This window comes from Microbacterium sp. Leaf351 (genome assembly GCF_001423825.1).
Taxonomy (GTDB): Bacteria; Actinomycetota; Actinomycetes; order Actinomycetales; family Microbacteriaceae; genus Microbacterium; species Microbacterium ginsengisoli.
On sequence record NZ_LMPK01000002.1, the window covers coordinates 157,498 to 161,760 of the forward strand.

5 protein-coding genes are annotated in these 4,263 nt (G+C 71.1%); 1 reads left to right on the forward strand and 4 read right to left on the reverse strand.

The window, feature by feature from the left end; translation table 11 throughout:
- From purQ to ASG00_RS01300, 3 genes are all read right to left on the reverse strand, one after another.
- On the reverse strand, nucleotides 1-658 hold a 658-nt coding region (gene purQ / locus ASG00_RS01290; RefSeq protein ID WP_056206252.1), incomplete at its 3' end, for a phosphoribosylformylglycinamidine synthase subunit PurQ.
- The gene (gene purS, locus ASG00_RS01295; RefSeq protein ID WP_045248005.1) at nucleotides 655-903 is read right to left on the reverse strand and encodes a phosphoribosylformylglycinamidine synthase subunit PurS; all 249 of its coding nucleotides are present in this window, start codon (nucleotides 901-903) and stop codon (nucleotides 655-657) included. The genes purQ and purS, both read right to left, overlap by 4 nt.
- A gap of 58 nt (nucleotides 904-961) precedes the next feature.
- Nucleotides 962-2,257 carry an excalibur calcium-binding domain-containing protein gene (locus ASG00_RS01300; protein WP_235557463.1) on the reverse strand — a complete coding sequence of 432 codons (1,296 nt, stop codon included), beginning with the start codon at nucleotides 2,255-2,257 and terminating at the stop codon, nucleotides 962-964.
- A 183-nt stretch (nucleotides 2,258-2,440) separates the two neighbouring features.
- On the opposite strand from ASG00_RS01300, the gene ASG00_RS01305 reads away from it, so the two are divergent.
- Nucleotides 2,441-3,880, forward strand: a complete 1,440-nt coding sequence (locus ASG00_RS01305; protein ID WP_056206254.1) for a GH1 family beta-glucosidase — start codon at nucleotides 2,441-2,443, stop codon at nucleotides 3,878-3,880.
- 28 nt (nucleotides 3,881-3,908) lie between these two features.
- Here ASG00_RS01305 and ASG00_RS16230 read toward each other — a convergent pair.
- Nucleotides 3,909-4,263, reverse strand: a 355-nt coding sequence (locus ASG00_RS16230; RefSeq protein ID WP_235559035.1) for a VOC family protein, incomplete at its 5' end; no start/stop codon positions are given.

The window sequence follows — 4,263 nt, forward strand, 5'->3', positions numbered from 1 at the left end:
GACCGTCGACGCCCGAGCGCATCGCGGCCGCGGTCGAGGGACCGAAGCCGGGTTCGACGGCGTGCTCGGGGTGCGGCATGAGGCCCACGACGTTGCCCGCCGGGTTGGTGAGGCCGGCGATGTCGCGCAGCGACCCGTTCGGGTTCACGCAGGTGTAGCGGAACGCGACGAGCCCCTCGCCCTCGAGACGGTCGAGCTCGTCGTCGGAGGCGACGTAGCCGCCGTCCGCGTTCTTCAGGGGGATGACGATCTCCTGACCGTCGGCGAAGTCGCTCGTCCACGCGGTGGACGTGTTCTCGACGCGCAGGCGCTGGTCGCGGCGGATGAACTGCTGGTGCGCGTTGCGGATGAGTCCGCCCGGCAGCAGGTGCGCCTCGACGAGCATCTGGAAGCCGTTGCAGATGCCGAGTACGGGCATGCCCTTCGCCGCGGCATCCTTCACGTCCCGCATGATCGGCGCGAGGGCCGCGATGGCGCCGGCACGCAGGTAGTCGCCGTAGCTGAAGCCGCCGGGCAGGATCAGCGCGTCGACGCCGTCGAGATCGTGCGACGCGTGCCACAGGGCGACCGGCTCGGCACCGGCGATGCGCACCGCGCGGCGTGCGTCGACGTCGTCGAGCGAGCCGGGGAAGGTGACGACCCCGATGCGTACCGTCACTCGACGACCTCGATGCCGACGACGTCCTCGATGACGGAGTTCGACAGCACCTCGGCGGCGACACGGGATGCCTCGGCGAGCACCTCGTCGGACACCTCGCCCTCGACGGTCAGCTCGAAGCGCTTGCCGATGCGCACTCCGCTGAAGGCGTCGACGCCGAGTCGCGCGAACGCGCCGGTGACGGCCTTCCCCTGCGGGTCGAGCAGTTCGGCCTTGGGCATGACGTCGACGACGATGGTGGGCATTGCGAAGCTCCGGATGTCGCGGGCAGGGGTTCGCCCCCAGTCTAGGCGCGCGGGGCGCTCACTCGCAGGCGATCCCGTCGCCGTCGCGGTCGAGCTTCGCGGCGTACCCGGGCTGACCGCGGTACAGCGGCGCTTTGCCGGCCGCGCGCACCTCGGAGCAGTTCTTGTAGGCGACGTCCGGTTGCGCGGGTGCGGGTTGGGCGGGTGCGGGCTGCGCCGGCGCCGGGACCGGTTTCGCGGGTGCCGGGGCGGGTGCGGGTTGGGCGGGTGCGGGCTTGGCGGGGGCCGGAGCGGGAGCGGGTTGTGCCGGTGCCGGCTGCGCGACGACGGCCGCCGCCTGGAACGACGATGCCGGGGTCGGCTGCGCGGGGCACGAGGCGAGCACCGACGTCATCGCGGCCTTCTCCGCCGGCGTCACCCAGAGCCCGTAGGTGTTCTTGACGGCGATCTGCCGCGCGACGAACGTGCAGCGGTAGCCGGCGAGCGGCGGGAGCCAGCCCGCGGCATCCAGGTTGCTCTTCGCTTCGTTGAGAGCGCCCTCGACGGCCTGCAGGTTGAGAGGGTCGTTCGCGAGACTGCGACGCTGGTCGGCCGTGAGCGTCTGCGCGCCCGTGGTCCAGGCGTCGGCGAGCGACACCACGTGATCGATCTGCACGAGGGGCGATGTCTTCTCGCCGCGGGTGAACGTCACCACCGCACCGGAGTAGGCCGACGTGAGTGTTCCCGCGGTCACCGTGCAGGAGCCCGGTCGCGTGATGCCGGTCAGATCCCGCGCGAGGATGTCGTTGCGCGTGTCGCACCCGTTCTTGTCGACGTCGGCCCACGCCGGCCCGAAGGCGTCCCGGGAATAGCCGCTGAGCGAGGTCGCCGCCTGCACCGGCAGCGTGGCGAGCACGTCGAGCGCCGATCCCGACGACGCGGTCGAGACGACCACGCTGGCACCGCCGGCCGTGGCGAGGCCCGCCGCCTCGACCGCCTCGTCCGACAGTGAGGTCGGCGTCGGCGTCGGGGCAGCCGGTGTCTGTGAGGCAGTCGTTGCCGGAGCGGATGCTGCTGCCTGCTGCGTCGACGGCCTGTCGAGCCGGCTGCCGGCCGCTGCCGCGGCGCCGACGAAGAGCACCAATCCCATGCCGAATGCGAGGGCGGCCAGCCCCCGCGTCGAGAGACCGACGACCCTGATGCCGCCTCGCACGAAGGCGACGATCGCGACGACGATCGTCGCCGGCGCCACGATGAGCGCGATGATGATTCCGACCGCCGGCGGTGTGACGGCGGCGACAACGATGAGCGCGACCGTGGCTGCGAGCAGCACGATCCAGCGCTTCCTCCCCACGTTCCCCATGAGCGTCAGCATTTCTCAGTTACACAGCTCTGTCAAAGCTCACACATCGCCGACGCTCATACTTTGCGCCGGAGCATCCGAGGGTCGAACTCGACGAGCAGACCCGTATGCGGGATCCAGGTTCCACATGGGAGATTCCCGTCCCATCGTCGAATCGATTCGAGGAACGCTCGGACGTGCCCAATAATGGGGGCCATGAGCGTCTCCCCCCGCCGTTTCCCCGACGACTTCCTCTTCGGTGCCGCGACCGCCGCATTCCAGATCGAGGGAGCCGCGCACGTCGACGGGCGCCGCGACTCGATCTGGGACGCGTTCTGCCGCGTGCCCGGCGCGGTCATCGCGGGTGACGACGGCGAGACCGCCTGCGACCACTACCACCGCTACCCGCAGGACGTCGCGCTCATGAAGCGCCTGGGGCTGCAGACCTACCGGTTCTCGGTGTCGTGGTCACGGGTGCGACCCGACGGCGGCGCGCTCAACCCGGCGGGCATCGACTTCTACTCGCGGCTCGTCGACGAACTGCTCGGCGCCGACATCCTGCCGTGGCTCACGCTCTATCACTGGGATCTTCCGCAGGCGCTGCAGGAGCGAGGCGGTTGGACGGTGCGTGACACCGCCGAGCGCTTCACCGAGTACGCCCTCGACGTGCACGACGCCCTCGGCGACCGGGTGAACGTCTGGACGACGCTCAACGAGCCGTGGTGCTCGTCCTTCCTCAGCTACACCGCGGGCCTCCATGCTCCCGGCCACTATTCGCGACGCGAGGGGCTGCTCGCGGCCCATCACCTGCTGCTCGGCCACGGCCAGACGGTGATGCAGCTGCGCGCCCGCGACGCCGACCTGTCGCTCGGCATCACCCTCAACCTCACCGGCGCTCAGCCCGCCGATCCGTCCGACCCGCGCGACCTCGATGCCGCCCGCCGCATCGACGGCCAGTTCAACCGCTGGTTTCTCGACCCGGTGTTCCTCGGGGCGTACCCCGCGGACGTCGTCGACGACATCCGCGCCGTCGACCCCGAGGCGGTCGATGCGCTCGAGGCGGCCGTGCGGCCGGGCGACCTCGCCGTCATCTCGACGCCGATCGACGCACTCGGCGTGAACTACTACCACAACGAGTTCGTCGGTGGACGCGTGCCCGAGCAGGCGCCGCCCGCCGATCAGGCTCCCACCGAGCGTGAGGGCGCCTCGCCCTTCCCCGCCGCCGACGACGTGCACTGGTTCGAGCGGGGACTGCCGCGCACCGGCATGGGATGGGAGGTGCAGCCCGAGGGGCTCACCGACCTGCTCGTGCGGGTCGCGACCCAGTACGCGGATGCCGCGGGCACCCGCCTCTTCGTCACCGAGAACGGCGCCGCCTACGACGACGAGCTCGTCGTCGATGACGGTGAGCGCCGGGTGCACGACGTCGACCGGGTGGCGTTCCTGGAGGGGCATGTCGCCGCGATCCACGCCGCGATCGAGCGGGGTGTGGACGTCGGCGGCTACTTCTACTGGTCGCTGCTCGACAACTTCGAGTGGGCCTGGGGCTACGAGAAGCGCTTCGGCATCGTGCGGGTCGACTACGACACCCAGGAGCGCACGCCGAAGGACTCCGCGCTCGCGTACGCGCGCATCATCGCCGACCGGGCGGTGTGATCGCGCCTCCCTTACCCGCCCGCGCGCCTCAGGCGAGGTGCGCGACCAGTTCGTTGTTCCACGGGTCGGCGAACGTGACGGTGCGGCCGTCGTTCGCGGTGGCGATGCCGTGGTGCGAGAGGCGCTCGCCGAGCTCGCCGATCGCGTCGCCGTCGGGCAGCGCGAGCTCGACCCGGCCGAGGCCGAGGGCGGGCATACGGGGGCCGGCGCCGCGCGAGTTCCACACGTTCATCGCCATGTGGTGGTGGTAGCCGCCGGCCGACACGAACAGCGCCTGGTTGCCCATGCTCGCGGTGGCGTCGAAGCCCAGGGTGTCGACGTAGAACGCGCGGGCGGTCGCGACATCCCCGACCGACAGGTGCACGTGACCGACGGATGCCGCG